A 22990-nucleotide genomic window follows, 5' to 3' on the forward strand; every position below is an offset into this window, starting at 1 on the left:
GACTGCAGCAAGAACTGCATACAGCCTAAGGGTCCGAGCAGAAGATAGGGAAAGGCAGCCCGCGGGTCTTAACAGCCGCCGCCATCACCGCCGCCGCCACAATCTCCGCCGCCACCGAAATCACTTCCGCTGTCGCCGGATGAATCAGGACCCCCGACAAAGAAAGTTGAAGAGCTGCTGCCGCTGTTGTTTCCGTCGGACGGCGCCATGGCGGCGTAGAGGAAGAATCCCACCAGGATAAAACCGATCATTCCAACAATCATATGAAAACCTCCTAACCAATATGACTTCTGTTTTACTACGAACAACGGGCCAAAAAGTTTCGGAAATCTGTAAAATTATAGTAACACAAAAAACGGCTAGACGCCGTTTTTTTACTGCCTGATCAATTTGGTCCGAACTGCACTCGGCATATCGCCGGGCTGTACTTCTTCCCATGTCTCAACGTATTTTCCCTTCGCGTGTACCTTTAGGTAGGCGTTTTTTCGAAGGGAGCCGCTGGAGGAGAATGTAATTTCTTTTTCCTTCCCAGTGTCATTATATCCTTCCAGCGTGTACTCATAGCGGCCCGGACTCAAGTGCTTTCCGTCTTTGTTGATTTGGACATACACGCTTTCTTTCTTCACAAGTGGATTGAACCTGTCTGTCACCTCATGATGAATTAATAGAAATGCACCGATGCATACAACAGCCAAACCGGCTGTAATCAGAGAAATTGTTTTTTTCATATTTTATCACCTTAAAAATCCTTTTAATTTTTTCAAATAGCTTTTTCGAATGATCATAAAGAATAATAGTTGGAAGGTCAGAAATCCGCCTATCGTCATCAACACCGGAGCTGCAAAATGACCAAGACTCTGCGCCTCGAGCGTCTTCATCGCAAAATACGTATGAACTGCTGCAAGAGCGAACGGAAAGAAGAACAGGATGGCCAATTGAATCGTCACGCTCTGCAACATTTCCTTTTCGCTCAGGCCGATTTTTGCAAGCGACCGGTAGCGCTGCTGATCTTCTTCAAGATCGGTAAACAGGCGGAAGTAAAGAAAACTTCCGGATGCCGTAAAAAAGAGAACCGCAATAAAAAGGCCGATAAACAGACTCAGGCTTGGAAGCTGAACAGTTTCAAAATAAGTACTGGCCTTTGCGTCAAATTGAAATCGGATATTGGGAGCTTTTTCTCTAAGATTTTTTTCCAGTGATTGGATCATATCAAGGCTCTCTTTCCAGCGGTTGTAGTTATAGCCATACAATGTGACGAATTCGCCTTGTTTTTTCAGTTTTTCGAAGGTTTTGCCGTTTACGACAACGACGCTGTTTAACAAAATGAGGGGTTTTTTAATACCTTTCACTTTTAGGCGTTCATTTGCCGGCTTCGAATCTTTGTTTAACATGTTCAAGGTCTTGGGAATTTCCGGCTTTTCTTTCGCCTCGATGGCGTTCGGATAATACATCGCCTCGCCGTCTTTCAGTTCGCCGGAATCTGACTTAAAGTGCTTTTGGAATTCGCCTTCAGAGGTCAGGAGCACCCAGGGTCCCTGGCTATAGCTCATATAAATTCCTTTTGTCACTTCCTTTTCATATGAAAAATGTCCGTCCTTCAACTTTTGTTCGATCAGCTTAACGTGTGTCTGTTCCTTTTGGTTCCCGCTGTATAATAAGTACTCTATCTCATATCGAGAATCCAATTTTCCGATAGAAGTCTTGGAAATCACCAATGTGCCAGTGGCGGTAAAGGCGACGGCTGAAATGATGCAAACGAGAAAGAACAGACGGGCATTATCGTTCAGCCGATAGACAAGATCGGATACCCAAAGCACGTTTTTTCCGCGCAAATAAAATGACTTCCGTTTTTTTAAGAGCCGCAGCAGCCAAATGCTGCTTTGGCGAAAGAAGAAATAAGTCCCGATGATCGTCAGAATTAAGATCGTGACGGCTTGGGGAAAATGGATGTCGGCGAACAATACGAGCCAGTAGCCTGAGCCGAGGCAGCCGATGCCGATGACCGAAAAGATAACAGACGGTTTTGGCTCAGGTTTTATTTTCCCTGTGCCTTTGATCAGCTTGGTAACGGTTTTTGATTTAATAAACAAAACCGTAAATTGCGACAGCAAAATAAACAGCATGAGAAAGCAGGCGGCTGTGAGAGCCAGCGCTTTCCAAGGCAGATACAATGGCAAAGCGTCCATTTCCAAAATATAAGCGCCGATCGTAAAAAATGTTTTTGCAAAAACCAGACCGCCGATGATCCCTGTAACGATCGAGAGCACGCCGATGATGATGTTTTCTGCGGTAATCAGCTTCCTCAATTGACCCGGAGCGATTCCCTGGATGGTGAGGATCCCGAATTCCCTGCTTCTCGACTTGAGAAAGGCGTTGACGGAATAAAGCACAAACAGAATGGAAAAGGCGAAAATCATCCATTCAGCCACCGATAATCCCCGCTTTGCAATGGTGTTTAAGTAGCCTTTCTCTAAAGCGGGGTGGAACAAAAGCATCGCAAATGTGAAAAAAACCATCACTGAAAACGCGCTGCTTAAAAAGAAGGCAAGGTAGGCTCTTTTATTCCGGACGACGTTTTTATAAGCGAACTGAAGAAAGGTCATTGGCGTTTCCTCCCAGCATGGACAGCACATTCAGTATCTCTTCATAAAATATTTGGCGGTTGGCGCCGCGGTGGATTTCGTTGAATAATGTTCCGTCTTTAATAAAAATGACGCGCCGGCAATAACTTGCGGCAACAGGGTCATGCGTGACCATCAATATCGTGGCATTGTCGTTTTCATTAAGATGCTGCATCGTTTCCATTACGTCTTTTGACGCCTTCGAATCGAGGTTTCCTGTCGGTTCGTCGGCGAGGATGAGAGCGGGCTGATGAATGACGGCTCTTGCGATGGCCGCCCGCTGCTTTTGTCCGCCGGATACTTCAAACGTCCGTTTATTCAGAAGTTGTTCGATGCCGAGTTTTTCAGCAATCGCCTGAAGTTTATCTTCCATGACGGAAAGCGGTTTATTTTCAAGCGTTAAGGGCAGCATGATATTTTCACCGATCGTCAGCGTATCCAGCAAATTAAAATCCTGGAATACGAATCCGAGCTGTCTGCGGCGAAAGTGGGCAAGCTTGGCCCTCTTCAGATGATGCGGATTTTCTCCGCGAATCAAAATGTCGCCGGAATCGGGGCGGTCAATCGTCGAAATGATATTGAGAAGCGTCGTTTTTCCGGAGCCGGACGGCCCCATGATCGCCGTGAACTCACTGCCCTCGACATTGAATGAAATATCTTTTAAAGCCTGATGAGAGACTTGTCCTTTATATGTTTTATTGATGTTTTTAACGATCAGCATGTCTGTCATGATATCCTCCTTTTGCGGTGCTTTTTAGGGGTGCCCGCTTCCAATATGTTGCGATTCTTCACATCCACTCCAGTGCCCATTCGGAATGCTGAATGGCCGGTGTGCAGAAGCAAAGTATGGCGGGCCTCGTTTTTTGTTCAGCGCGTCGATAATGACGAACAAAAAGGAAAAGATCATGTAGAAGCGCTGAACAAGTGACGTTTATTTGGGCGATCAGATGGCTGAGGGTCCGCCTGCCCTGAAGTCGATCATAAAAATGATTCCGCATAAAGCGTATCATCGATTGTGTCGATTCTTTTCATAAACTTGGATTGCAAATAAAAAATCCTCCTTGCCACGTTTGTTTGTGTAAACAAATCATATCAAGGAGGATATGGATGAGCTATGCGGTTTTATTAAAGAAGACTTACATTTTTGTAAGGAACGAAAATTGCACAGTCGTTCCTTTCCCTTCTTCTGAAGCGATGCTCACATCATGATTGAGCTTTTCCGCAATCTCTTTTACAAGGTAGAGGCCGATGCCCGTTGATTCCTGAAAGCGTCGTCCGTTTTCCCCGGTGTAATAAGGCTCAAATACCCTTTTCAAATCTTGTGAAGGAATTCCGACTCCGTAATCTTTGATTTCCAGGATGATGCGTTCGCCATTACGGAATAGCGTCATATCGATGCGTTCGCTTTTTCCTGACGAATACTTCACAGCGTTGGTGATAACCTGGCCAACGGCAAACTTGAGCCATTTGCGATCGGAGTAAATAACGGCGTCTTCAGCGGGAACCTGTTTATTTGGATAGACCCGATGCTGTATAAAATAGCGTTTATAGCGCTGAATCTGAGAATGAAGCAGCTCGCCAAGTGACACGGCTTCAATTTTAAAATCCTTTTCAAACAGGTCAAGCCTTGATGAATAGAGGAGTGTTTCCAGTCCGTATTCAATCTGCTGGACTTCTTTTTTGATTTGTTTAAAAACGGGTTCGTCCTCTTCCTGGATGATCAGATTGATGACGGAAAGCGGTGTTTTCACCTGATGCACCCATTGATTCATGTAGGTTACCCTGTCTTCCAGCTTGGACTCCATCTCATGTATTTTGCGGTGGTGGAGCCGGCTCAGCTCCATATGTTTTTCATAGAGCTCTGAGCAAAATTCAGCCGTCCCCAAAAAAGGAATTTCTGTATCTTTTTGTTCTGAGCCGAGCCACTGGTAGACTCTGTGTTCTTCATACCATTTGTACGAAAGATAAAGCGCCAGCGCCAGAAGCTGAACGCCGAGAATGTAAAAAAGGTGGGTGAAAGTCTGCATGCCGGCAAACCAATAGTAAAAAAACACGAATCCGCCCTGAAAAAGAAACAGAAGAATGAGAACGGCATGGTTTTTTAGGAACAGCTTCATGATTTCGCCCTCAGCTGATACCCTTCGCCCCGCACGGATTCAACTGAGAAGGGCACGTCCATGCTTCGCAATTTTTTGCGAATCCTTGTAATATAGACATTTAACGTGTTTTCATCTATAAATGTATCGGTTTCCCATGTCTTCTCCATCAACCGGTCTCTGCTTGTCACTTTTTCTCCTCTTTCAAGCAGCACTTCCAAGAGTTTGCTTTCCTTTTTTGAAAGCTCGAGCTTCTCATCCCGGCAGCGCAGCTCAAATCGTTCGACAAACAGCTGAACGCCTTCAAATTCAATCACTTTTTCTCCTTGCTTAACGGCGTATTCTCCAAATGCCCTGCGAATTTGGCCTTTAATTTTAGCGAGCACCACTTCATAGGAAAAAGGCTTTTCTATATAATCATCGCCGCCGTTTTCAATCGCCATGACCTGATCCATTTCTCCGCTTCTCGCTGAAATGAAAATGATCGGACAAGTCGAATGCTGGCGGATTTGCCGGCACCAGTAGTACCCGTCGTATGCCGGCAGATTGATGTCAAGCAATATCAGATCGGGCTTCTCTTGGAGAAACATTTCAAGGATAGAGGTGAAATCAGTAGCTGCAACAGTTTCGTATCCGTATTTTTCTAAATGATCGCATAAAAGCTTCCGAATGTCTTCGCTGTCCTCGACAATCATGATTTTCGTCATTTTGAACACTCCTATGAACAAGTCTCCGCTGCCGAAAATGAGCGATTCCATTATAAAAGCGGCAGTGAAGGTCTCTTAAGTTAAGAATATCATAAAAAATTTTTTTTCATGTGAGCGCTTAAGGTTTTTGCATACCAGATCATGATAATTCAGTTTCTGTGAGTTAAAATAGGAATGGACGACTGTCAAAAAAGGAGAGGATCAAATGGCAAAATACAGAGGCTATATCGGAACATATACAAAAGCAGACAGCGAAGGGATTTATACATTTGAGCTTGATACGGAAAAAAAGGCGTTAAGCACGCCAAAGCCGGCAGCAAAGCTGGGCAGTCCGACATATTTGAATATCGCCAAAGACAATGAAATGCTCTATGCAGTGGTCAAAGACGGCGATAAAGGCGGGGTTGCCGCATACCGTGTTGACGGTTCCACAGGAGAGCTGACTTTCGTCAATCAGCAGGCCGGGGAAGGACCGTCACCTTGCCACGTCAGCGTCGATCAGAATAACCGTTATGTTCTGTCCGCCAATTACCACAGCGGGACGATCATGGCATACCCTTTAAATGAAAGCCGCGGCTTGCTTGAGCCTTCAGCAAAAGTGCAGCATCAGGGATCAGGACCGCATGAAAGACAGGAAAAAGCGCATACTCATTATTCCGGTTTCACACCTGGTGAGAAGTATGCAGTGGCCGTCGATCTCGGAACGGATCATATCATCACGTATCAATTGAAAGAGGACCGGCTTGAAACCGTAAAAAAACACGCTGTTGCACCGGGCTCAGGGCCGAGACATATCGAGTTCCATCCGCAGGAAAAGTATGCGTATGTATTAACGGAGCTGAGCAATGAAGTCATCGTGTTGGAATACAACCCCGATTTGGGTGAATTCAGGGAGATTCAAGTCATTTCGGCATTGCCGGAAGGGTTTGACGGTGCGAGCCAAGGCGGCGCCATCCACATCACTAAAGACGGCAAATTTGTATACGCTTCAAACCGCGGACACGACAGCATCGCCGTCTTCAGCATCAACGAGTATTCGGGCGAACTTTCCCTGGTTGAACACGTATCAACTGAAGGGGAATGGCCGCGCGACTTTGAGATTGATCCTTCAGAGCAATTTTTAATCGCTTCTAATCAGGAAACAGGGACATTGACATTGTTTGAAAGAGACCGGACAACGGGCCGGCTGACGCTTTTGCAGTCCGGAGTTCCTGCTCCTGAAGCGGTTTGCGTTAAATTTTTACATCAATAAAAGTAAAAAAACTTGATTGGCCTTTTTAGCCAGTCAAGTTTTTTCTTTTTATAACACTTGCAGCATGCGGTTAACCGCTGTCATTTTACCCCGCATCCAGCTCTTTTTTGACCTTGATAAACGCAACCATCTGCTTGATTTCTTCTTCGGAAAGAAGCGTCCCGTCGACTGCCAGCTTGAGCTTATCCCACTCCGTCAGTTCAATGGCTTCGTTTTTAGCCTTTTCATCCCGGGGATCGTCAACTCTGCCAAGCAAAAAATCGGTGGAAGTATTGAATAAATCAGCGATTTCGATAAGCGCCTCTAAAGAAGGGCGGCGGTAGCCCGATTCATAGCCCGCGTAAGTGCTTTTCGCAATACCGAGGCGGTCGGCAGTATATTGCAATGACCATTTTTTATTTTTTCTCAGTGTTGTTAATCGATCTAAATTCATATCTTACGCTCCTTTTAATACACAGTGATTATAGCACATTATCAGCAAAAGCGTACGCGAAATGAATAAAGTTTCTTGATTATTTCACATTTGAGGACTATAATTGCATTGAAGGTACGCATAAAGCGTATACATTCCTGATGTATCAAGCCTTCTTTGCTAAAATAGATCTTGCTTTATACTGTATAAAACTACTTCTTAAAGAGGTGTAGCACATGAAAAAGTTACTGCTGTTGACCACCGGCGGGACCATCGCTTCAGTAGAAGGCGAAAACGGACTGGCTCCGGGGGTTAAAGCGGAAGAGCTTCTCAACTATTTATCTGATGACCATTCTCATTATACGATAGATTGCCAATCTTTAATGGATATAGACAGCACCAACATGCAGCCTGAACATTGGGTGATGATGGCTGAGGCTGTATATGAGAATTACAGCCGCTACGACGGATTTGTGATCACGCACGGAACCGATACGATGGCCTACACCTCGGCGGCGCTTTCATACATGCTGCAGAATATTGATAAGCCTGTTGCAATTACGGGTTCCCAAGTTCCGATTACATTTAAAAAAACGGATGCGAAAAAAAATATTAAAGATGCGGTCCGCTTCGCGTGCGACGGTATCGGCGGAGTTTACGTCGTCTTTGACGGCCGCGTCATTTTAGGCACGAGAGCGATCAAATTAAGAACGAAAAGCTACGATGCATTTGAAAGCATCAATTATCCTTACGTTGCTTTCATTCATGACAAGGAGATCGAGTATAACAAACGGATTCCCGAAGTGAAGCCAGGCGCTTTGAAACTCGATACTTCCTTAAATACCGATGTTTGTCTGGTGAAGCTTCATCCCGGCTTAAAGCCTGAGTTTTTTGATTGTCTGAAAGGTTCATATAAAGGTATTGTGATTGAGAGCTACGGAAGCGGCGGCATTCCTTTTGAGAAAAGAAACATTTTAGAAAAAGTGAACGAGCTGATCGATTCCGGAGTAGTCGTAGCGATTACGACGCAATGCCTTGAAGAAGGAGAGGATATGAGCATTTACGAGGTCGGCCGCAAGGTAAACCAGGATGCAATCATTCGCTCGAGGAATATGAACACCGAAGCGATCGTTCCGAAGCTGATGTGGGCATTAGGAAAAACCGGACAACAAGCTGAAGTCAAAAAGATTATGGAAACGCCAATTGCAGACGATATCATCATCTAAAAAAAGAAAGCAGGGTTAAAAAATGAAAGCTGAAATGACATACCGGACGGAAAAGGATTTTCTCGGAGAAAAGAAGATTCCGGCCGATGTCTACTACGGTATTCAGACATTGCGGGCAGCGGAGAACTTTCCGATTACAGGATATAAAATCCACGAAGAAATGATCAAGGCGCTGGCAGTAGTGAAAAAAGCGGCCGCGCTTGCCAACATGGAGACAAAACGTCTTTATAAAGGCCTTGGAGATGCCATCGTCCAAGCCGCTGATGAGATCCTTGAAGGAAAGTTGCACGATCAATTCATCGTTGATCCGATTCAAGGCGGCGCAGGCACTTCAATGAATATGAACGCGAACGAAGTCATCGGAAACCGTGCACTTGAACTGCTCGGCCACAAGAAAGGCGAATATATTCACCTGAGTCCGAATACGCACGTCAACATGTCTCAATCGACAAACGACGTATTCCCGACGGCGATTCACATTTCAACGCTCAAGCAGCTGGAAAAGCTGCTGGACACAATGGAATACATGCTTGACGCGTTTAAGAAAAAAGCGCGCGACTTTGACCACGTCATTAAAATGGGCCGCACACATCTTCAAGACGCCGTGCCGATCCGCCTTGGGCAGGAATTTGAAGCCTACAGCCGCGTGATCGAACGCGACATCAAACGGATTAAACAATCGCGCCAGCATCTGTATGAAGTCAATATGGGCGCTACCGCGGTTGGAACGGGATTGAACGCGGATCCGCGCTATATTGAAAATGTTGTCAAGCACTTGGCTGAGATCAGCGGTCTTCCGCTAGTCGGCGCCGACCATCTGGTGGATGCGACGCAAAATACGGACGCGTACACAGAAGTTTCAGCTGCATTAAAAGTATGCATGATGAACATGTCGAAAATCGCCAACGACCTTCGGTTGATGGCATCAGGTCCGCGCGCAGGACTTGCCGAGATTTCTCTTCCGGCAAGACAGCCGGGTTCATCCATCATGCCGGGGAAAGTCAATCCGGTTATGGCTGAGCTGATCAACCAAATCGCATTCCAAGTGATCGGAAACGACAATACGATCTGTCTCGCTTCTGAAGCCGGACAGCTCGAACTGAATGTGATGGAGCCTGTGCTCGTCTTTAATCTCCTGCAATCCATCAGCATCATGAACAACGGATTCCGTTCGTTCACCGATCACTGTGTAGCAGGAATTGAAGCGAATGAAAAACGCTTAAAGGCATATGTAGAAAAAAGCGCAGGCGTCATTACTGCTGTCAACCCGCATCTTGGCTACGAAGCAGCTGCAAGAATTGCGAGAGAAGCGATTTTAACAGGGCAATCCGTCCGCGATCTCTGTCTTCAAAATGATGTGTTGACAGAAGAAGAGCTTGATCTGATTTTGAATCCTTATGAAATGACAAAACCGGGGATTGCCGGGGCTGAACTTTTAAATCGGGATTAAGCTGGAAAAAACAGTACGCGAAAACACTCTGAAGCATTTTACCGGGATAGAAACACAGAGTGTTTTCGCTTTCCTTCAATAACTTTATGAAGAGAAAGGATAACAGCGGTGAAGTGGTACCGCATTAGCCTTTTTCATGGTATACTGTTCGTTGTTAGTTAAATTTTTAAGAAAAAATTGAAGCAGATTGCTATTTTTATGTAGTTTATTTTGAAAGCGTTTCAATAATTAAGGGGGATTTAGGTTGAAAACAGCACGGTTGCCATCAATGTTGGAAATCATTTGTGTATTAGGTGCATTTTTAGCGATAGTTTGTTCATTTACAGTCAAATTCCATCTGCCGATTCAGCTGGCATTGTTTATTTCATGGTTTTTAGTGATTTTGCTCGGTCTGCGTTTGGGGCACCGGTATGAAGATTTGCAAAAATCGATTACAAAAGGAATTTCAAACGGACTCGAAGCGATATTGATCCTGATTGCCGTCGGCGCTCTGATCGGCACATGGATAGCCGGCGGTGTTGTGCCGACTTTGATTTATTACGGGCTTGAGTTTATCCACCCGAGCATATTCCTGCTTGCCACGCTCATTATTTGTTCGATCACCTCTGTGGCCACAGGTACATCTTGGGGTACTGTAGGAACGGCCGGGATCGCCATGATGGCAATCGGTGAAGGGCTGGGGCTTCCGCTTCCGCTTGTAGCCGGAGCCGTGCTGTCCGGAGCCTATTTCGGAGATAAATTATCACCGCTATCCGATAGTACAGTGCTTGCGTCATCCCTTTCAAAGGTCGAAGTGATTACCCATGTCAGAGCGATGTTGTATTTGTCGGTTCCCGCTTATTTGATCACGGCGGTGTTGTTCACCATTACCGGGTTTATGTACGGCGGCCGAAATGTCGATTTGCAGAAAGTCGAATTTTTGAAAACTTCTTTGCAAAACACGTTTGATATTCATATTTGGATGCTTGTTCCGGCTGTTATCGTCATCGTTCTTTTGGCGATGAGAAAGCCGTCTGTGCCGACGATCGCGATCGGCGCACTTTTGGGGGCGATCTGGGCTGCAGTCTTCCAAGGCATGAATTTTGCGACTGCACTTGGCACGGCATATGACGGATTTTCCATCAACACCGGGATCAAATTTATGGACGAGCTCTTAAACCGCGGAGGAATTCAAGGCATGCTCGGTTCGGTCGTCGTTATCATTCTCGGTCTGGGCTTTGGCGGCCTTTTGGAGCACTTAGGCGTTTTAAAAGTGATCGTCTCCAAGTTCCAGCAAAAGCTGACTTCTGCCGGCAACGTCACATTCTCGACGATTATCGTCGCTTTCCTGGCGAATGTGTTCGGCTGCGCGATGTACGTCTCGCTCATTTTAACACCGAAAATTATGGAGAAAAGCTATGACAAGCTCGGAATTGACCGGAGGGTGCTATCCAGGAACGCGGAAGTCGGCGGTACGATGACGTCGGGCATGGTGCCGTGGTCAGACAACGGCATATATATGGCGGGGATTCTCGGCGTTTCCACCTTCTCTTATCTGCCGTTCATGTGGCTGAGCTTCGTTTCAATCGGCCTTGCGATTTTGTACGGATACACAGGTAAATTTATTTGGTACACCGATAAAAAAGACTCGCCGGTTCAGTAGCCGATTTTAAAACAATTGATGGAGGTATTCTGTTATGAATGGCAACAATATTATTCGGAATTTGATGCTGGAAATCCCTTCAGCACCCGGAAACCTTGGAAAGGTGACAACGGCGATCGGCCTTGCCGGCGGTGATATCGGAGAGGTTGAAACGATCAAGGTGGGGCCGAATTATACGATGCGGAACATTACGGTTCAAGTTGAGCATGAAGAACAGCTTACCGAGATCCTTGAAGTGATCCGCAACTTAAAAGAAGGCATCCATCTTCATACCGTTTCAGATGACGTGCTGGCTGCACATGAAGGCGGCAAAATCCGCATGAAAAGCAAGATGCCGATTCGCTCGCTCGCAGATCTGCGGCGGGTGTATACGCCGGGTGTCGCAAATGTGTGCGAGCTGATTAAAGAAGAGCCGCAAAAAGCGAATATCTATACAGGCATCGGCAATTCGGTTGCAATTGTCACGGACGGTACGGCCATCCTTGGCTTGGGAGACATTGGGCCTGTGGCGGGAATGCCTGTTATGGAAGGGAAGGCCGCACTTTTCGACCAGCTTGCGGACATCAGCGGGGTACCGATTCTGCTCGACACGAATGATCCTGACGAAATCGTGCAGACGGTTAAAAACATCGCGCCCGGATTTAGCGGTATTTTGCTTGAAGACATCGGTTCACCGCATTGTTTTGAAATCGAAGAGCGTCTGAAAAACGACCTGAATATTCCGGTCATGCATGACGACCAGCACGGTACTGCGGTGGTGACGCTGGCGGCCGCCATTTCAGCCGCCAAGAGTGCAGGGGTCGATCTGAAGCAGGCCCATGTCGGCCAAATCGGCCTGGGTGCGGCAGGGGTCGCGATCTGCAGAATGTTTATGGCATATGGGGTAAAACGTGTCGTCGGAACGGATAAATCGCTTGAGGCGATGGCGCGTTTGGAGAACTATGGCGGCCATGCGGCTGAAAGCATCGAAGAATTGATGGAAAGCTGCGATATCATCGTCGCGACAACCGGTGTTCCGGGATTGATCAATAAGAAATGGGTTCGGGAAGGCCAGGTAATTTTGGCTCTGTCCAATCCGAAGCCGGAGATTGAGCCTGAGGATGCGCTCGAGGCCGGGGCAGCCTATGCTGCGGATGGACGGTCTGTCAACAATGTGCTGGGGTTCCCCGGTATTTTCAGGGGCGTGTTAAATGCTGGAGCGGAATCGATCAGCCACCCGATGCTGGTCGCGGCCGCCGAAGCGATCGCATCCTGCACAAAACAAGGCGATCTCGTGCCTGATCCGCTGAATCCTGACGTTCACGAAATTGTGGCCAAAGCAGTCGAAAGGGTCGCACTTTCAGAGATGGGAAAAATGAACGGATAAAGAAAACAGCTGCTGCTTTATCGCAATACGGATAAAGCGGCAGCTGTTTTTCTTGCGAATGTTAGCGGCGGTTCTACAGATTGAAAATGAATATATAAAATATTCGGTTTTGTAAAAATCCAATGATTGTGGAGAGCGCTGATAATGATGCCTTGATCGACAAGCTTTTTTGTAAACAGCGGAATTTCTTCAGGCAAAATTGCGACTTCGGCCATATTCAAGGCGATTCCGTTTTGATCGAGCGACTCGAACATGACTTCTTCCATGCCGACTCCCCGGCTTGGTCTTCCTTGAATCGTGATGCGCAAATTCCGTTTGATGCGACAGAACAGACACCGTGTTCAATGTGCGGCTCCCCATTTAAAATATGTCCAAACTGTCGGCAAAGCGAATGAAAATTTTGCATCTGCTGAACCTCCATTTTTAAAGTTACCACGATTTTATGAAGGGAACCTGCATATTTAGAATCCTTTAAAAATGGACGATCCTTTTATTTGATGATTTCTTCACCGCCCGGCTTGTTTGCATAGTGGTACATGAAGCCCATCATAAACGCGCCTCCGATCAGGTTCCCGAGAGTTACCGGGATCAAGTTATGGATTGCACCTGCAATCGAAATCGTATCCGGATGCTCGGTCACCAGGGAGACGGCAAAAGTGGCCATGTTCGCGATGCTGTGTTCATAACCGGAAATAAAGAAAGTAAAAACAAACAGCATCATAGAGAACATTTTCGCTCCGTCTCCTTTTTGCGCCATCGGAACAAAGAACGCAAGGCAGACAAGCCAGTTACACAAAATCGCTTTGAAAAACAATTCGGTCACCGGCGTATTCATTTTATGCTCCGCCACGCTAAGAATAAAGCCGGTGGAAGAAGAATCTTTAAATAAACCGGTCGCAAAGATGAGGCCTGCGAAAAACACGGCGCCCATTAAATTCCCTGCATAGCTGAACATCCACAGCTTGATAACAGTGGGCCAACGCATTTTTTTACGAAGCGCAGCCAATGTATAATAAAATGTATTTCCCGTAAATAAATCTCCTCCGCCATAGACGATTAGAATAATGGCGCCCCCGAACGTGATTGCTGCAATTGGATATGTGAACGGAGAATGTTCAACATAAAAGAGATTCCCCGTTTTAAACGCTACAATGACGCCGAACCCGATAAACATACTGGCCAGCATAGCCCGTAAAAGATAACGAAGCGGGCTTTGCATAAAGATACTTTGCTTTTTTAAGGCAAGCTCTTCGACAAGAACAAGTGATTTTGATTCCATGTTTTCCACCACCATCAAGTGTTTACTTAAGAAGTATCTATCATAAATACAACCTAAGTATAGCAGGATATTGTGAAACATTTCACAAATTTTGTGTATTTTGTTTGAACAAATGTATGGTTCGATTTTCATAGAATAAACAGGGTATCGTTATTGTTTATTTTTAAGTCATAAATATTCCATCCATTCGTTAAAGCCTGAGGGAGCGATGTTTCAAAGATAGCTGTACAGGGAGGGATACGGCAGCAAGCAAGTAAATGCGCAATGCAGTCAGCAGGTGCTGCATGAAGGCATAGATGAAGGACGTGCGCAGAAGGTTGAAGGGAGATTTCACAGATTGGACAAAATAGCAGGACTTTCCGTCAGGCGTTTTCAAACTGAAGAAAAGCGCCGAATTTGTTTGATTGCATATCACGGTATTCTTTTGACCCGCAAGGCTTTGCACAGAGAATCGCAAATGTTGAATGATGAAATGCTCCGCGGGAATGAGGGGCATTTTTCTCATTCTCATTTAGTACTTGTTAACCACCGCGTCACAAAATAGCTATAATTTCTTCGTATAATTGTCACAATGGCATCCATAAATTAGGGAATATGTACTTTATTTAAGAAGGAATTCGCGGTAAAGTACAGGTATAAATAACCATCCGGATAATAACAGAACATCAATGTGGGCCGAGGTCACCCTTTTGTCTGTGATCATATTCATAAAATTCATGTGAAACTTTGAGCAAGGGTGATGCCCATTCGACAACGGGTCCGGCTAGAACAAAGAGGAGGAGACTGGAACAGTGGACGAACTCATTTTGGCAAGATTTCAATTTGCTTCAACAACGATCTTTCACTTTATTTTTGTGCCGATGTCAATCGGGCTTGTCTTTATGGTTGCTTTAATGGAAACTCTTTATGTCGTAAAGAAAAAAGACATTTACAGAACGATGGCTAAATTTTGGGGGCACTTATTTTTAATTAATTTTGCAGTCGGTGTGGTCACCGGGATTTTACAGGAATTTCAGTTCGGAATGAACTGGTCGGAGTACTCCCGCTTTGTCGGTGATGTATTCGGCGCTCCGCTCGCGGTGGAAGCGCTGCTCGCTTTCTTTATGGAATCGACGTTTATCGGTTTGTGGATATTCGGCTGGGACCGGCTTCCGAAGAAGATCCATTTGCTGTCCATCTGGCTTGTTTCGCTTGGAACGATCATGTCGGCGTTTTGGATTTTGGCGGCCAACTCGTTTATGCAGGAGCCTGTCGGATTCGCGATCAAAAACGGCCGCGCGGAAATGACCGATTTCTTGGCGATTATTAAAAACCCGCAGCTATGGGTTGAATTTCCGCACGTCATTTTCGGTGCGCTTGCCACCGGGGCGTTTTTCATTGCCGGTGTCAGCGCGTATAAAATGCTGAAAAAACAGGAATTGCTCTTTTTTAAAAAATCCTTTCAAATCGCGATGATTGTGGCGCTTGTTTCGGGCATCGGCGTAGCGTTCAGCGGACATGAGCAGGCCCAGCATCTGATGAAGAGCCAGCCGATGAAAATGGCTGCCAGCGAAGCGCTTTGGGATGACAGCGGCGATCCGGCAGCTTGGACGGTGCTTGCGAACATTGACGCGGACAAGCAGGAAAACAAATCAGAGCTCAGCATCCCGTATGCGCTCAGCTATTTGGCTTATAAACAATTCAGCGGCGATGTGCCCGGAATGAAGACGCTGCAAAAGCAATATGAAGAAAAATACGGAGAAGGAAATTATATTCCGCCGGTGAAAACGACGTTCTGGAGTTTCAGAATCATGGCCGGTTCAGGACTTTTAATGATCGTTGCCGCTTTGACTGGCCTCTATCTCAGCTTCCGCAAAAGACTTGAAACAAGCAAATGGTTTTTGCGGACGATGGTAGCTTTGATCGCCTTTCCATTCATTGCAAATACGGCGGGGTGGATCATGACTGAAATCGGACGCCAGCCGTGGACGGTGTTCGGTATTTTGACAACGGCGCAGTCCGTGTCGCCGAACGTATCAGCGGGAATGCTGCTGTTTTCCGTCATCGCGTTTACAGCGATTTATCTTGTACTGGCGCTCGTTCTTGTCTACTTGTTTGTGCGGGAGATTAAAAAAGGGGCTGCACACCATGACCACCATCATGATGATTCCGTATCGACAGACCCGTTTGATCAGGAGGTTTACCATGGTATCTCTTAATGAACTTTGGTTTATATTAGTCGCTGTGCTGTTCATCGGTTTTTTCTTTCTTGAAGGCTTTGATTTCGGCGTCGGAATGGCGACCCGGTTTCTCGGACGCAACGAGCTTGAACGGAGGGTGATGATCAATACGATCGGCCCTTTCTGGGATGCCAATGAAGTCTGGCTGCTGACTGGGGGAGGCGCGATTTTCGCGGCTTTTCCGAACTGGTATGCCACGATGTTCAGCGGATATTACATTCCGTTTGTCTTTGTTCTTCTTGCATTGATCGGCCGCGGGGTCGCGTTTGAATTTAGAGGAAAAGTCGAAACCGCAAAATGGAAGAAAACATGGGATTGGGTCGTATTTTTCGGCAGCATCCTACCCCCGTTTTTGTTCGGTGTTTTGTTTACCAGCATCTTGCGCGGCATGCCGATCGATGCCGATATGAATCTGCACGCCGGTTTTACTGATTATGTGAACGTCTATTCCGTGACAGGGGGAGTCACCGTTACGCTTCTCTGCCTGCTGCACGGCCTGATCTTTATTACATTGAGAACGGAAGCCGATTTGCGCGACCGGGCAAGACAGCTGGCCAAAAAAATCGTATTCGCCGTTTTGGCGGCGCTTGTTGCCTTTGTTGCTTTATCCATTTTTGAAACGGACTTGTTCACGGGCAGGGGACATGTAACGATACCGCTTGCGGCTCTGATTGTCGTTTGCTATGTGCTGTCGATCGTATTTATGAAACAAAAACACGACGGCTGGACATTTGCTATGACAGGGGCAGGGATCGCCCTCACAGTGGCGACGATTTTCACTGCGCTGTTCCCGCGCGTCATGATCAGCTCGGTCAAAAGCGCATATGATTTAACGGTTTATAATGCTTCATCAGGAGACTATTCTTTAAAAGTGATGACGATCGTCGCGCTGTCACTGCTTCCGTTCGTGCTGGGCTATCAGATCTGGAGCTACTATGTTTTTCGAAAACGGGTCAGCAGTAAGGAGCCAATGATTTATTAATGGGAAAAGATCTTTTGCAATATAAAGGAATGAAGCGAATTCTTGCAGCACTCACCGTACTGACATGCATGCAAGGCGCAGCTATTATCATGCAGGCCGAATGGCTTGCTGAAGCGGTGACCCGCCTTTTTAACGGCGAGCGGGTCGGTTCGCTTGTTCCGCTGATCATCTTATTTACCGCCGCTTTTTTATTCCGCCACGCCGTGACCCTTGTCAGGCAAAGGCTGATTTTTGATTATGCCGCCAAGACGGGGGCCGACCTAAGGAAAAAGTTTTTGGAGAAGCTTTTCCAATCCGGCCCCAGACTGGCGAGAAAAGAAGGAACAGGTCACGTCGTCACACTCGCGATGGAAGGAATTGCGCAGTTTCGCCGCTATTTGGAGCTGTTTTTGCCGAAAATGATCAGCATGGCCGTTATACCGCCGGCGGTTGTCTGTTATGTCTTTTTTAAAGACACATCCTCCGCTGCAGTCTTAATGATTACGCTGCCGATTTTAATCGCATTTATGATCCTTCTCGGCTATGCGGCAAAAAGAAAAGCGGACAGCCAGTGGAAGACGTATGAGATGCTTTCAAATCATTTTACTGATTCCTTGCGCGGCCTGGAAACATTGAAAGTGCTGGGCATGAGCCGTTCACATACGAAGAATATTTTTCATGTGAGCGAACGGTACAGGAAGGCGACGATGGGCACGCTTAAAATTGCCTTTCTGTCTTCGTTTGCACTTGATTTTTTCACCATGCTGTCCGTGGCAACCGTAGCCGTTTTTCTCGGTCTCGGTCTTGTTGACGGCACCATCATGCTGGAGCCGGCGCTTGCCATTCTGATTCTTGCGCCTGAGTTTTTTCTCCCAGTCCGGGAAGTCGGCAATGACTATCATGCTACATTGAACGGCCGGGAAGCCGGTAAAGCGATCAAGGCGATATTGGAGTCGCCCGGTTTCAAGGATGAGGAGCCTTTGGATCTTGAGCGATGGTCAGACGACGATCAAATCGAGTTCAAGCATGTAGAGGTGCGGCATGATGAGGAGGAAAACTCCTCTTTATCCGGCATTTCTCTATCGTTTAAAGGAAAGAAAAAAATCGGAATCATCGGGGAAAGCGGTGCCGGAAAATCTACGCTTATCGATGTGCTCGGCGGTTTCTTGGAAACGAAAAGCGGCGTGATCAAAGTCGGGGGAAAAGAGAGGACGCATTTGCAGACGGACAGCTGGCAAAATCAGCTCCTGTATATTCCGCAGCATCCCTATATCTTTCCGGATACGCTCGGAGCCAATATCCGTTTTTATCATCCCGGCGCTTCTGACGAAGAAGTTGAACTGGCAGCAAGAGCCGCCGGGCTGACGGAGCTGATTGATCAGCTTCCGTCCGGCTTAGAAGAGCGGATCGGTGAAGGCGGGAGGGCATTAAGCGGCGGACAGGCGCAGCGCACAGCCGTTGCCCGGGCTTTCCTGGGCAACCGTCCGATTCTCCTTTTAGATGAGCCGACCGCTCACTTGGATATCGAAACAGAATACGAGTTGAAAAAAACGATGCTGAAACTGTTTGAAGACAAGCTGGTTTTTTTGGCAACCCATCGTCTTCACTGGATGCTTGATATGGATGAAATCATCGTGCTGAAGGATGGGCAGGTGGCTGAAACCGGTACACATCAAGAACTGATCGAAAAGCGGGGCGTTTATTACGAGCTCGTGCAGGCGCAGTCGTTTGGAGGTGCATCATGAACAATGAAGACGGGTGGATACTGCCCTATATCAAGAAAAATATAAAGCTTTTGATCATTGTCGTGTTGCTTGGCGGATTGACGGCATGCTCGGCTGCAGCTCTCATGTTTACCTCCGGTTATTTAATATCCAAAGCGGCTACGCGTCCGGAAAATGTTTTGATGATCTATGTCCCGATCGTAGCGGTCCGCACCTTCGGGATTCTGCGCTCGGTGTCGCGCTATGTTGAGCGGTTGACCGGACACCATATCATCTTGAAAATTTTATCCGATATGCGCGTCAGGCTTTACAGGATGCTGGAACCTCAAGCTTTAAAATGGCGTGAACGCTTCCGGACGGGGGATATGCTCGGCATGTTGGCCGACGATGTTGAGCATTTGCAGGACATGTACTTGAGAACGGTATTTCCCGGGCTGTCGGCGCTTCTTTTATATGGCGTATTCATCACTGCTATCGGCTTTTTTTCATGGCCTTTTGCAGGGCTGATCGCGATCTATGCCGCGGTTTTCGTGTTTCTTGTTCCGCTTGTTTCCCTGCTTGTGACAAGGGCGAAAAATGTTGCGCTGAAAAGAGGACGAAGCCTCTTGTACCGTCAGTTGACAGATGCTGTCATGGGCGTGAGCGACTGGGTTTTCAGCGGCCGGCAAAACGACTTCGTCCATGCGTATGAAGCGGCAGAACAGGAATGGTTGGCGATCGAAAAGAAACGGATACGCTTCAGTCGTTGGAGGGACTTTGCCATGCAATGCCTGGCGGCAGGACTTGTTCTTCTGATGTTGATATGGGCGGGCGGACAAAGCGCGGAAGGCGCCTTGGCTCCTGTGTTTATTGCGGCGTTTGCCCTTGTTGTGTTTCCTTTGACAGAAGCTTTCTTTCCGCTTTCAGACGCAGCGGCGTCAATCCCTGAGTATCAGGATTCTTTAGAAAGAATGGACGGGCTTGAGCCGTCGAAAAGGGAAGAAATTGGAGCCGCTGTTCAGCAGGAACGGGCGGAGGCCGTAGGTTTGGATGATGTCACCCTTCGCTTTGAAGATGTTTCTTTTTCTTATGAAGAAGGCCATCCGGTGTTGGACGGTGTTTCATTTATATTAAAACAGGGGGAAAAGACCGCGTTGCTCGGGCCGAGCGGCGCTGGTAAATCGACGATCTTGTCGTTGATACAAGGGGCGCTCGCTCCTTCTAAAGGAAACATTACATTGAACGGCATTTCTGCGCAGTCTCTGCAGGGAGAAATCTCACGCGCAGTCTCCGTTTTTAATCAGCAGCCGCATCTGTTTGATACGACGGTTTTGAATAATATCAGGCTCGGAAACCCTGACGCGAGCGATGAGGACGTGTATTGGGCGGCGCGCCAGGTGAAGCTTCACGATTATATTCAGTCTCTTCCCGCAGGATATCATACATCTGTTCAAGAAACGGGCATCCGTTTTTCAGGCGGAGAACGTCAGCGGATTGCATTGGCGCGGATTCTGCTGCAGAATGCGCCAATCGTTGTATTGGATGAACCGACCATAGGTCTTGATCCTAAAACAGAGAAAGAGCTTCTAGCAACGATGTTTCAAGTGCTTGATGGAAAGACGGTTCTATGGATTACACACCATTTGGCAGGAGCCGAAGCGGCCGACCGGCTTCTTTTTTTAGACAAAGGGAAGCTTGTAATGGCAGGGAGCCATCAGCAGCTTTTGAAAAACAATCCGCGCTATTCAAGACTTTATCGTCTGGATGCGCCTGTCGGCCGGCTTTCTTAGTAGAAAACCGCAAAAGACAGCTTCAAGCCGCGAAGCTGTCTTTTTTATATGGCCCGCTCATCAACTGCTTTTATTTTGCATGTTAAAGAGCGGTGAAGGGTATGATTCAGTTAGAATTTAATTAAACGTTTGTTTAAACTTTGTATTGAAAGGTGTGATCCGGATGTCTGCAGAACAATTGCCGATATGGACGAAAGACTGCGTGAAGGGCTCATTGCCGAAAAGGGGGAATGGAAGTCATAAAGGAACTTATGGAACCGGCCTTTTGCTCGCGGGAAGCGATGACATGCCGGGAGCGGCTCTCCTTGCAGGAATCGGGGCGATGCGGAGCGGTCTTGGAAAGCTTGTCATCGGAACGTGCGGAAGTGCGATTCCGTTGATCGTCCCCGTTCTCCCTGAAGCGACGTATTGGCGGGACGGCTTAGAAAAGGCGGCGTCCGGCGAGATTGCCGAATCTTACCGGGCGATTGCGATCGGGCCGGGGCTGCCGTCTTCGCAAGTGACTGATCAAGCGGTCCGGAACGTATTGGAAAAAGGCTGCCCGGTTGTCCTTGATGCGGGTGCTCTTGCAAAACGATCGTACCAAGAACGGGAAGCGCCGGTGATATTAACGCCGCATCCGGGCGAATTTTCGAGAATGACAGGCTTGTCCATTCAAGAAATTGAGGCGAACCGAGCCGGTTATGCTCGAGATTATGCAGAGGAACACGGTGTGACTCTTGTCTTGAAAGGCCATGAAACGATCATTGCTTTCCCGGACGGCAAGTGCTGGAGGAATGTAACGGGAAACGGGGCGCTGGCAAAGGGAGGAACCGGAGATACGTTAACCGGGATGCTTCTCGGGATGCTGTGCTGTCATGAGAATCCGAGAGAAGCGGTGCTGAATGCTGTCCACTTGCACGGCGCATGTGCGGACGCATGGACAAAGACCAGATCGGCTCATACGCTTCTTGCGCATGAACTTTCCGATCTGCTGCCTACGGTTTGGAAAGCGTATGAGGATGGAAATGAGTGAAACGCTCGAAATGCCTCCGAACGTTTCACCTCAAAGTTTATGGATTGACTTTGCCGACTCCGGCATTTTGCTTGACAATTGATTTTACATTGTCGACATTGTCGAGTGAGTAGCTGTATGGCGGATTATAGGTTGTAGTAGAGGTAGTCGGCATGCTGCCCCTAGAGTTTACAAATTTGTTGTTGGATACATGCCAATAGCCTGGTGAACTGCTGTACCAAGAGACAATCGGATCTTTGGCGTTTTCAAAGAGGTTGTTCTCAATTTTGATGCGCGCGCCCATCCTCGAATTAATGCCGCTGTCGATGATCTTATTGTAATAGTTGTTGTAAATATGGCCCTCTCCGAAACGGAATGACGGCACACGCGAATTCAGATTCTCAAACCAGTTATGGTGGAATGTAATCGTCCTGTTGTAATTGTCGCTGTCCGATGAGCCCATCAGCATGGATTTCCACCCATCGTGGACATAGTTCCAAGAGAATGTAATATATTCCGCATCTCTTTTGACGTCAAATAATCCGTCATAGTAATCTTTGTCAACGTTCAGGCTGTGGTAAAGCTCATTATGATCAACCCAAATGTTTTTAGAAGGGCCTTCAAGGCCGATCGCGTCTTTATCGCCTGAGGCTACTTCATGAATTTTTAAGTTGCGGATGATGATGTTGTTGGCGCGCCATATTTTGATGCCAATACCTTTGAGTTCGCCTTTGGTCCCTGACCCGACAATCGATACGTTTGACACGTCTTTGACGTCAATCTTTGATGCGGATGTATTTGAAGTTGTAATGGTGCCGTTGACATAAATTTTTAAAGGCGTATTTGCATTCTTATTTTTTAATGCCGCAATCAGCTGATCTCCCGTTGTGACGGTTACCGTCTGACCGCCTTCTCCGCCTGTTGTTCCGCCGTTTAGTGTCGCGAAGCCTTTTAAGCTGAAATCGGCAAGCGGATTGACTTTGCCCGAGCTGAACGAAGAAGCTGCTTCTGCCGAAACCGCCGCTGTCAAAGACCCGATAACCCCTAATACAAAGATAAAGATGATGCTGATTAATTTCTTCATATGAATTCCTCCTCTTCTTTTTTCATGCCGCCGCTGCATAGGAAGCGCTTACAATTATGGCGGATACCGAGTGATGGACACTGGTTATCCCTCCCTTTTATTGGAATCAGAGAGAGCATAGCATATGTTTCTGAATGATCTGAATAATCATGATGTGAGTTGGATTTGCGCATAAGCTGGTGATTATG

Annotated in this window: 19 protein-coding genes and 1 pseudogene; 10 read left to right on the plus strand and 10 right to left on the minus strand. The window is 47.0% G+C overall.

Annotation, left to right across the window (positions count from 1 at the left end):
• Positions 1-68: 68 nt before the first annotated feature.
• From KI350_RS07350 to KI350_RS07375, 6 genes are all read right to left on the minus strand, one after another.
• On the minus strand, positions 69-263 hold the full coding sequence (locus tag KI350_RS07350) for a hypothetical protein (protein ID WP_020453450.1): 195 nt from the start codon (positions 261-263) through the stop codon (positions 69-71).
• Positions 264-374: 111 nt separating this feature from the next.
• A complete protein-coding gene (locus KI350_RS07355) occupies positions 375-728 on the minus strand; it encodes a YxeA family protein (protein WP_065644380.1) in 354 nt (117 codons plus the stop codon).
• Between the two features lie 6 nt (positions 729-734).
• Positions 735-2603: an FtsX-like permease family protein gene (locus KI350_RS07360; protein ID WP_065644381.1), complete on the minus strand. Its 1869-nt coding sequence runs from the start codon at positions 2601-2603 to the stop codon at positions 735-737.
• A complete protein-coding gene (locus KI350_RS07365) occupies positions 2578-3351 on the minus strand; it encodes an ABC transporter ATP-binding protein (protein ID WP_020453447.1) in 774 nt (257 codons plus the stop codon). Before KI350_RS07365 ends, KI350_RS07360 begins: the two co-directional genes overlap by 26 nt.
• Positions 3352-3757: 406 nt before the next feature.
• Positions 3758-4738 (minus strand): sensor histidine kinase, encoded by a 981-nt coding sequence (locus tag KI350_RS07370; RefSeq protein ID WP_023856939.1) that lies wholly within the window; start codon positions 4736-4738, stop codon positions 3758-3760.
• Positions 4735-5424 (minus strand): response regulator transcription factor, encoded by a 690-nt coding sequence (locus KI350_RS07375; protein WP_020453445.1) that lies wholly within the window; start codon positions 5422-5424, stop codon positions 4735-4737. Before KI350_RS07375 ends, KI350_RS07370 begins: the two co-directional genes overlap by 4 nt.
• Before the next feature lie 205 nt (positions 5425-5629).
• Between KI350_RS07375 and KI350_RS07380 the strand changes: the two genes are divergently transcribed.
• A complete protein-coding gene (locus tag KI350_RS07380) occupies positions 5630-6676 on the plus strand; it encodes a lactonase family protein (RefSeq protein ID WP_065644382.1) in 1047 nt (348 codons plus the stop codon).
• 85 nt (positions 6677-6761) lie between these two features.
• Here the strand turns inward: KI350_RS07380 and KI350_RS07385 are convergent, their stop codons facing one another.
• On the minus strand, positions 6762-7109 hold the full coding sequence (locus tag KI350_RS07385) for a helix-turn-helix domain-containing protein (RefSeq protein ID WP_020453443.1): 348 nt from the start codon (positions 7107-7109) through the stop codon (positions 6762-6764).
• A gap of 215 nt (positions 7110-7324) precedes the next feature.
• Here KI350_RS07385 and KI350_RS07390 point away from each other — a divergent pair, with 215 nt between their 5' ends.
• From KI350_RS07390 to KI350_RS07405, 4 genes are all read left to right on the plus strand, one after another.
• Complete coding sequence (locus tag KI350_RS07390; protein ID WP_065644383.1) at positions 7325-8314, plus strand: asparaginase; 990 nt, start codon at positions 7325-7327, stop codon at positions 8312-8314.
• Between the two features lie 22 nt (positions 8315-8336).
• Positions 8337-9764, plus strand: coding sequence for an aspartate ammonia-lyase (aspA, locus tag KI350_RS07395; protein ID WP_065644384.1), 1428 nt, complete (start codon positions 8337-8339; stop codon positions 9762-9764).
• A 244-nt stretch (positions 9765-10008) separates the two neighbouring features.
• Positions 10009-11406 carry a Na+/H+ antiporter NhaC gene (gene nhaC / locus KI350_RS07400; protein WP_065644385.1) on the plus strand — a complete coding sequence of 466 codons (1398 nt, stop codon included), beginning with the start codon at positions 10009-10011 and terminating at the stop codon, positions 11404-11406.
• A 34-nt stretch (positions 11407-11440) separates the two neighbouring features.
• Entirely contained in the window at positions 11441-12772 is a 1332-nt protein-coding gene (locus KI350_RS07405) for an NAD-dependent malic enzyme (RefSeq protein ID WP_065644386.1), read from the plus strand.
• A gap of 17 nt (positions 12773-12789) precedes the next feature.
• Here the strand turns inward: KI350_RS07405 and KI350_RS07410 are convergent.
• Positions 12790-13178, minus strand: a pseudogene (locus KI350_RS07410) (DUF1259 domain-containing protein).
• Between the two features lie 84 nt (positions 13179-13262).
• Positions 13263-14051 (minus strand): formate/nitrite transporter family protein, encoded by a 789-nt coding sequence (locus KI350_RS07415; RefSeq protein ID WP_065644388.1) that lies wholly within the window; start codon positions 14049-14051, stop codon positions 13263-13265.
• 791 nt (positions 14052-14842) lie between these two features.
• On the opposite strand from KI350_RS07415, the gene KI350_RS07420 reads away from it, so the two are divergent.
• From KI350_RS07420 to KI350_RS07440, 5 genes are all read left to right on the plus strand, one after another.
• Positions 14843-16249, plus strand: a complete 1407-nt coding sequence (locus KI350_RS07420) for a cytochrome ubiquinol oxidase subunit I (RefSeq protein ID WP_065644390.1) — start codon at positions 14843-14845, stop codon at positions 16247-16249.
• Positions 16236-17252 (plus strand): cytochrome d ubiquinol oxidase subunit II, encoded by a 1017-nt coding sequence (gene cydB, locus KI350_RS07425; RefSeq protein ID WP_065644391.1) that lies wholly within the window; start codon positions 16236-16238, stop codon positions 17250-17252. Before KI350_RS07420 ends, cydB begins: the two co-directional genes overlap by 14 nt.
• Positions 17252-18976, plus strand: a complete 1725-nt coding sequence (gene cydD / locus KI350_RS07430; protein WP_065644392.1) for a thiol reductant ABC exporter subunit CydD — start codon at positions 17252-17254, stop codon at positions 18974-18976. The genes cydB and cydD overlap by 1 nt, the downstream gene beginning before the upstream one ends.
• On the plus strand, positions 18973-20724 hold the full coding sequence (gene cydC, locus KI350_RS07435) for a thiol reductant ABC exporter subunit CydC (RefSeq protein WP_065644393.1): 1752 nt from the start codon (positions 18973-18975) through the stop codon (positions 20722-20724). The genes cydD and cydC overlap by 4 nt, the downstream gene beginning before the upstream one ends.
• A 163-nt stretch (positions 20725-20887) precedes the next feature.
• On the plus strand, positions 20888-21739 hold the full coding sequence (locus KI350_RS07440) for an NAD(P)H-hydrate dehydratase (RefSeq protein WP_065644394.1): 852 nt from the start codon (positions 20888-20890) through the stop codon (positions 21737-21739).
• A gap of 37 nt (positions 21740-21776) precedes the next feature.
• On the opposite strand, the gene KI350_RS07445 is transcribed toward KI350_RS07440, so the two are convergent.
• On the minus strand, positions 21777-22802 hold the full coding sequence (locus KI350_RS07445) for a pectate lyase family protein (protein WP_065644395.1): 1026 nt from the start codon (positions 22800-22802) through the stop codon (positions 21777-21779).
• Positions 22803-22990 lie beyond the last annotated feature (188 nt).

Source organism: Bacillus sp. J41TS8 (genome assembly GCF_018333035.1).
GTDB lineage: Bacteria > Bacillota > Bacilli > Bacillales > Bacillaceae > Bacillus > Bacillus paralicheniformis.

Bases quoted from the DNA above. Each gene is read 5' to 3' on its own strand.
- KI350_RS07350 (WP_020453450.1), bottom strand. From the start codon at position 263: ATGATTGTTGGAATGATCGGTTTTATCCTGGTGGGATTCTTCCTCTAC.
- KI350_RS07355 (WP_065644380.1), bottom strand. From the start codon at position 728: ATGAAAAAAACAATTTCTCTGATTACAGCCGGTTTGGCTGTTGTATGC.
- KI350_RS07360 (WP_065644381.1), bottom strand. From the start codon at position 2,603: ATGACCTTTCTTCAGTTCGCTTATAAAAACGTCGTCCGGAATAAAAGA.
- KI350_RS07365 (WP_020453447.1), bottom strand. From the start codon at position 3,351: ATGACAGACATGCTGATCGTTAAAAACATCAATAAAACATATAAAGGA.
- KI350_RS07370 (WP_023856939.1), bottom strand. From the start codon at position 4,738: ATGAAGCTGTTCCTAAAAAACCATGCCGTTCTCATTCTTCTGTTTCTT.
- KI350_RS07375 (WP_020453445.1), bottom strand. From the start codon at position 5,424: ATGACGAAAATCATGATTGTCGAGGACAGCGAAGACATTCGGAAGCTT.
- KI350_RS07380 (WP_065644382.1), top strand. From the start codon at position 5,630: ATGGCAAAATACAGAGGCTATATCGGAACATATACAAAAGCAGACAGC.
- KI350_RS07385 (WP_020453443.1), bottom strand. From the start codon at position 7,109: ATGAATTTAGATCGATTAACAACACTGAGAAAAAATAAAAAATGGTCA.
- KI350_RS07390 (WP_065644383.1), top strand. From the start codon at position 7,325: ATGAAAAAGTTACTGCTGTTGACCACCGGCGGGACCATCGCTTCAGTA.
- aspA (WP_065644384.1), top strand. From the start codon at position 8,337: ATGAAAGCTGAAATGACATACCGGACGGAAAAGGATTTTCTCGGAGAA.
- KI350_RS07405 (WP_065644386.1), top strand. From the start codon at position 11,441: ATGAATGGCAACAATATTATTCGGAATTTGATGCTGGAAATCCCTTCA.
- KI350_RS07415 (WP_065644388.1), bottom strand. From the start codon at position 14,051: ATGGAATCAAAATCACTTGTTCTTGTCGAAGAGCTTGCCTTAAAAAAG.
- cydB (WP_065644391.1), top strand. From the start codon at position 16,236: ATGGTATCTCTTAATGAACTTTGGTTTATATTAGTCGCTGTGCTGTTC.
- cydD (WP_065644392.1), top strand. From the start codon at position 17,252: ATGGGAAAAGATCTTTTGCAATATAAAGGAATGAAGCGAATTCTTGCA.
- cydC (WP_065644393.1), top strand. From the start codon at position 18,973: ATGAACAATGAAGACGGGTGGATACTGCCCTATATCAAGAAAAATATA.
- KI350_RS07440 (WP_065644394.1), top strand. From the start codon at position 20,888: ATGTCTGCAGAACAATTGCCGATATGGACGAAAGACTGCGTGAAGGGC.
- KI350_RS07445 (WP_065644395.1), bottom strand. From the start codon at position 22,802: ATGAAGAAATTAATCAGCATCATCTTTATCTTTGTATTAGGGGTTATC.